General features: G+C 66.2%; 5 protein-coding genes. 2 read left to right on the top strand and 3 right to left on the bottom strand.

Annotation, left to right across the window (positions count from 1 at the left end; all coding sequences use genetic code 11):
- Nucleotides 1-648 (top strand): class I SAM-dependent methyltransferase (locus Q8S60_RS06780; RefSeq protein WP_305668449.1); only part of this gene is annotated, 648 nt, incomplete at its 5' end.
- Nucleotides 649-1,038: 390 nt separating this feature from the next.
- Here the strand turns inward: Q8S60_RS06780 and Q8S60_RS06775 are convergent.
- The gene (locus tag Q8S60_RS06775) at nucleotides 1,039-1,491 is read right to left on the bottom strand and encodes a MarR family winged helix-turn-helix transcriptional regulator (RefSeq protein WP_305277271.1); all 453 of its coding nucleotides are present in this window, start codon (nucleotides 1,489-1,491) and stop codon (nucleotides 1,039-1,041) included.
- A gap of 84 nt (nucleotides 1,492-1,575) precedes the next feature.
- On the opposite strand from Q8S60_RS06775, the gene Q8S60_RS06770 reads away from it, so the two are divergent.
- Nucleotides 1,576-2,235 (top strand): glutathione S-transferase family protein, encoded by a 660-nt coding sequence (locus Q8S60_RS06770; RefSeq protein WP_305277269.1) that lies wholly within the window; start codon nucleotides 1,576-1,578, stop codon nucleotides 2,233-2,235.
- A 144-nt stretch (nucleotides 2,236-2,379) separates the two neighbouring features.
- Here Q8S60_RS06770 and Q8S60_RS06765 read toward each other — a convergent pair whose 3' ends face one another.
- Together Q8S60_RS06765 and Q8S60_RS06760 are read right to left on the bottom strand one after the other, a co-directional pair.
- Complete coding sequence (locus tag Q8S60_RS06765) at nucleotides 2,380-3,609, bottom strand: acyl-CoA dehydrogenase family protein (RefSeq protein ID WP_305277267.1); 1,230 nt, start codon at nucleotides 3,607-3,609, stop codon at nucleotides 2,380-2,382.
- 113 nt (nucleotides 3,610-3,722) lie between these two features.
- A partial coding sequence (locus Q8S60_RS06760; protein ID WP_305668448.1) for an acyl-CoA dehydrogenase family protein occupies nucleotides 3,723-4,050 on the bottom strand: 328 nt, incomplete at its 5' end.

Genomic DNA, 4,050 nt, shown 5'->3' with positions numbered 1-4,050 from the left:
GCCGTTGCTCAGTATACGGAGGGGCCGCTGCGCTTCGTGCCGGCCTATGCGGAGCTTCACCGGATGACGGCGATCCTGCTCGGCGAGCGGGCGCCCGCCGACGCGAACGTGCTTGTGCTCGGCGCGGGGGGCGGCATGGAGATGAAGGCGCTGGCGGAGGCGCATGGCGGCTGGCGCTTCGAGGGCGTGGACCCGGCGGGCGAGATGCTGAAGCTTGCGGAGCGGACGCTCGGGAGCCTCTTGCCGCGCGTGGATCTCCGCGAGGGCTATATCGAGGATGCGAGCGAGGGGCCGTTCGACGCGGCGGCCTGCCTGCTGACGCTGCATTTTCTCGCGCGCGAGGAACGCGTGCGGACGGCGGCGGAAATCCGGCGGCGGCTGAAGCCCGGCGCGCCCTTCGTCGCGGCGCATTCGAGCTTTCCGCAGGATGAGGGGTCGCGGCCGCAATGGCTCTCTCGCTATGCGGCCTATGCGGTGGCCGCCGGCGCGGACCCGGAGATGGCGGAGAAGGCGCGCGCGGGCGTGGCGGCGCATCTCGACCTGCTGACGCCGGAAGACGACGAGGCGGTGCTGCGCGAGGCGGGGTTTTCCGATGTCGCGATGTTCTATGCGGCGTTTACGTGGCGGGGCTGGGTTGCTTATGCGTGAGGGTGCGGCGGCGTGGGGAAAGGGTTTTGCACGCCCACGGGTATCACCTTCGGCGATCCCGAGGGCAGGCTCCGGCGCGGAGACGCGGAGTGGAAGAGGTTTGATGGCGCTTCGCGCCGGAAGGTGATTTGGCCCCAGCCTCAATCAAACATTCAGTGTCATCCCGGCGGAAGCCGGGACCCACTCGCAGTGCCGAGTGTGAGGGAAGTTGAAGGATAATTGCCTTTTCCGCGATTGAGGCCCGGCGTAGCCGCTCTTGCTGAGGGAACCAATGGGTCCCGGCCTGCGCCGGGATGACATTTATTTTTTGGCGGCGGCGGAATTTTTTCCGGTCGCGGCGAAAATAAAAGGCACGGGCGCTCCGGCCCGGACCTCATCCGGACCCTCCGCTCACGCAATCGCGCGGAGGCCGGCGCGGGTGGTGGCGGGGTTGGCGGCGGCGGCGGTCATTTCGCGTTCGAGGGCGGCGTGGGTGCGCTTCCAGATCGGGGCGGCGGCGCGGAGGCGCTTGCGGCCCTCGGCCGTGAGGAGGAGCTTGCGGGCGCGGCGGTCGGCGGGGTCGGTTTCGGTTTTCATCAGGCCTTCGCGCTCGAGCGGCTTCAGGTTTGCGGTGAGCGTCGTGCGGTCCATCGCGAGGATGGCCGCGACCTCGCCCATGCTGCGCGGCTCGGCGCGGTTCATCGCGTTCAGGAGCGAGAACTGGCCGCTCGTGATGCCAACGGGACGGAGCGCCTCGTCGAAGCGGCGGGCGAGCGCCCTCGCCGCCCGCTGCGCGTGAAGGCAGAGGCACTTATCGTGGATATGGCGAGTGGGGACGTCCGGTGCGTGGGCGGGTTTTGACATGGCGCCATTATGTTGATATCAACTCTTTTCCGCAAGCGATTTCGCCGGAGGCCGCCGCGGCGCCTCGCCTAGAGGGAGAGAGCCATGAAGAGATTGAGCGTGTTGAAATGGGTGCCGCCTTTCGCGCGGGGCTCGGTGAAGGAATTCCGCGTGCGCTGGGCGCTGGAGGAAGCGGGCCTTTCTTACGAGGAGCGCGTGCTGACGCCGGAGGACCAGGACGCGGCGGCCTATCGCGCGGTGCAGCCTTTCGGGCAGGTGCCTGTACTGGAGGAAGACGGGTTCGCGCTGTTCGAGAGCGGCGCCATCGTGCTCACCATCGCGGAGAAGAGCGAGGCGCTGCTGCCGCGCGACGAGCGGGGCCGCGCGCGGGCGATACAATGGATGTTCGCGGCGGTGTCCTCGGTGCAGCCGTCGATCGACCAGGTGACGGCGCTCGACTTCTTCTACCCGGAGGAAGACTGGGCGAAGCTCAGGCGGCCGGGCGCGGAGGAATTTCTCAAGCGCCGGCTCGGGCAGCTTGCCGGCCGGCTGGAAGGCCGCGAATGGCTGGAGGACCGCTTCACGGCGGGTGACCTGATGATGGCGACGGTGCTGCGCGATCTCAGGCACCGGGATTTCCTGGCCGGATTTCCGGCGCTCGCGGCTTATGTGACGCGCTGCGAGGCGCGGCCCGCTTTCAGGAAGGCGCTTGCGGATCACATGGCGCTTTATGCGGAAGCGGCGAAGGCGGAAGCGGCGGCTTGAGGGAAGGAAGAGTCTTGTGAAGAGAGACGGCGCGACGGTGTCGCGCCTTCTGGACCCGCGGGTCGAGCCCGCGGGTGACGAACGCGGAAAGAAAAAGGCCGGATCAAGCGATCCGGCCTTTTGCATCTTCGAGTTACGCGTTCGTCACTTCCCCTTCGGGGCCTGATTGAACGGCAGGTCCTTGTCGACGCGGACGTCCTGGGGCATGCCGAGGACGCGTTCGGCGACGATGTTGCGGAGGATTTCATCCGTGCCGCCGGCGATGCGATAGCCGGCCGCGCCGATCCACTGTTCGGTGTAGGCGCCCTCTTCCGGTGAAATTTTCCGGTCGCGGATGACGCCGCCCATGTCCTGCAGGTCCATGCCGAAGGAGCCGAGGTCCTGCATCTTCTTCGCCGCGACGATCTTGGAGATCGACGATTCCGGTCCGGGGGTTTCGCCCTTCGACAAGGCCGTCAGTGTACGGAACCTCGTGAACTTCAGACCTTGCGCCTGAACGTACCAGTCGGCGATGCGCTCGCGGACGCCGCCGTGGCGGATGGCGGGCTCGCCGGCGATGTCGGTTTCGCGAGCGAGCGAGATCAGCTCGTCCGTGTCGGCATTGCCCTGGCTGCCGCCGACGGCGAGGCGCTCGTTCATGAGCGTGGTCAGCGCGACCTTCCAGCCGTCACCGACCTTGCCGAGACGCTGGCTGTCCTTGACGCGGAGATTGGTGAAGAAGACTTCGTTGAATTCGGCGCCGCCCGACATCTGCTTGATCGGGCGCACTTCGACGGCGGGGTCCTTCATGTCGATCCAGAACATGGTGAGGCCCTTGTGCTTCGGCACGTTCGGATCGGTGCGGACGAGGAGGATGCCGTAGTCGCAGAAATGAGCGCCGGACGTCCAGACCTTCTGGCCGTTGATGACCCAGTCGTCGCCATCCTTCTCGGCTTTCGTGCGCAGGCCCGCGACGTCGGAACCGCCGGCGGGCTCGGAGAAGAGCTGGCACCAGATCTCGTCGCCGCGCACGGCGGGACGCACGAAGCGTTCCTTCGCTTCATCCGAGCCCCACGACATGACGGTGGGGATGCACATGCCGAGGCCGATGGCGAAGATGCCGCCGGGAACGGCGTATTTCGATTCTTCCTGGCCGTAGATCACGTTGTTGATGGTGGTGCCGCCACCGCCGCCCCACTCCTTCGGCCAGGTGATGCAGGCATAGCCGGCATCGGCCTTCTTCGCCTGCCAGGCTTTCGACTGCGCGATAAGTTCCTTGAGGTCCTTCGGCGGAGCGATGTCCTTCGCGTTCTCCTTGCGGGTGGCGTTCTTGTCGAGCCAGGCGCGGACTTGCGCGCGGTAGGCGGCTTCTTCGGTCGTGTCGTTGAAATCCATTTTGGTTCTCCCGAATTTGTTTTGGGCGCTGCTACCCCTCCCCAAACCGCCTTTGGCGGTTTGACCCTCCCACAGGGGGAGGGTGGAAGAGGAGCGCGCGTCGATGCTTTTCCTTACGCCGCGTTCTTGGCTTCGAGGCGCGAGACGAGTTTTTCTTTCCACTGGATGGGCGCGCCGACGGCGAGCGCCAGCAGCTTGGCGCGGCGGTAGTGGAACTGGCAGTTGGATTCCCATGTGTAGCCGATGCCGCCATGCGTCTGGACGTTTTCCTGGGCGGCGAAGACATAGGCGTCGGAGCCGGCGATGCGCGAGGCGGCGGCGGCTTCCGGCAGTTCGGCGCCTTCGTCGTTCAGCATCATGGCGCCGAAATAGGAATTGGATTTGGCCAGTTCCTTTTTCACATAGATGTCGGCGAGCTTGTGCTTGATCGCCTGGTAGGAG

This window comes from Parvibaculum sp. (assembly GCF_030694575.1).
Classification (GTDB): Bacteria; Pseudomonadota; Alphaproteobacteria; order Parvibaculales; family Parvibaculaceae; genus Parvibaculum.
The sequence above is the reverse complement of the archived record's forward strand: the minus strand, read 5'-3'. Positions and strand labels throughout refer to the sequence as shown.

Bases quoted from the DNA above. Each gene is read 5' to 3' on its own strand.
- Q8S60_RS06775 (WP_305277271.1), bottom strand. From the start codon at position 1,491: ATGTCAAAACCCGCCCACGCACCGGACGTCCCCACTCGCCATATCCAC.
- Q8S60_RS06770 (WP_305277269.1), top strand. From the start codon at position 1,576: ATGAAGAGATTGAGCGTGTTGAAATGGGTGCCGCCTTTCGCGCGGGGC.
- Q8S60_RS06765 (WP_305277267.1), bottom strand. From the start codon at position 3,609: ATGGATTTCAACGACACGACCGAAGAAGCCGCCTACCGCGCGCAAGTC.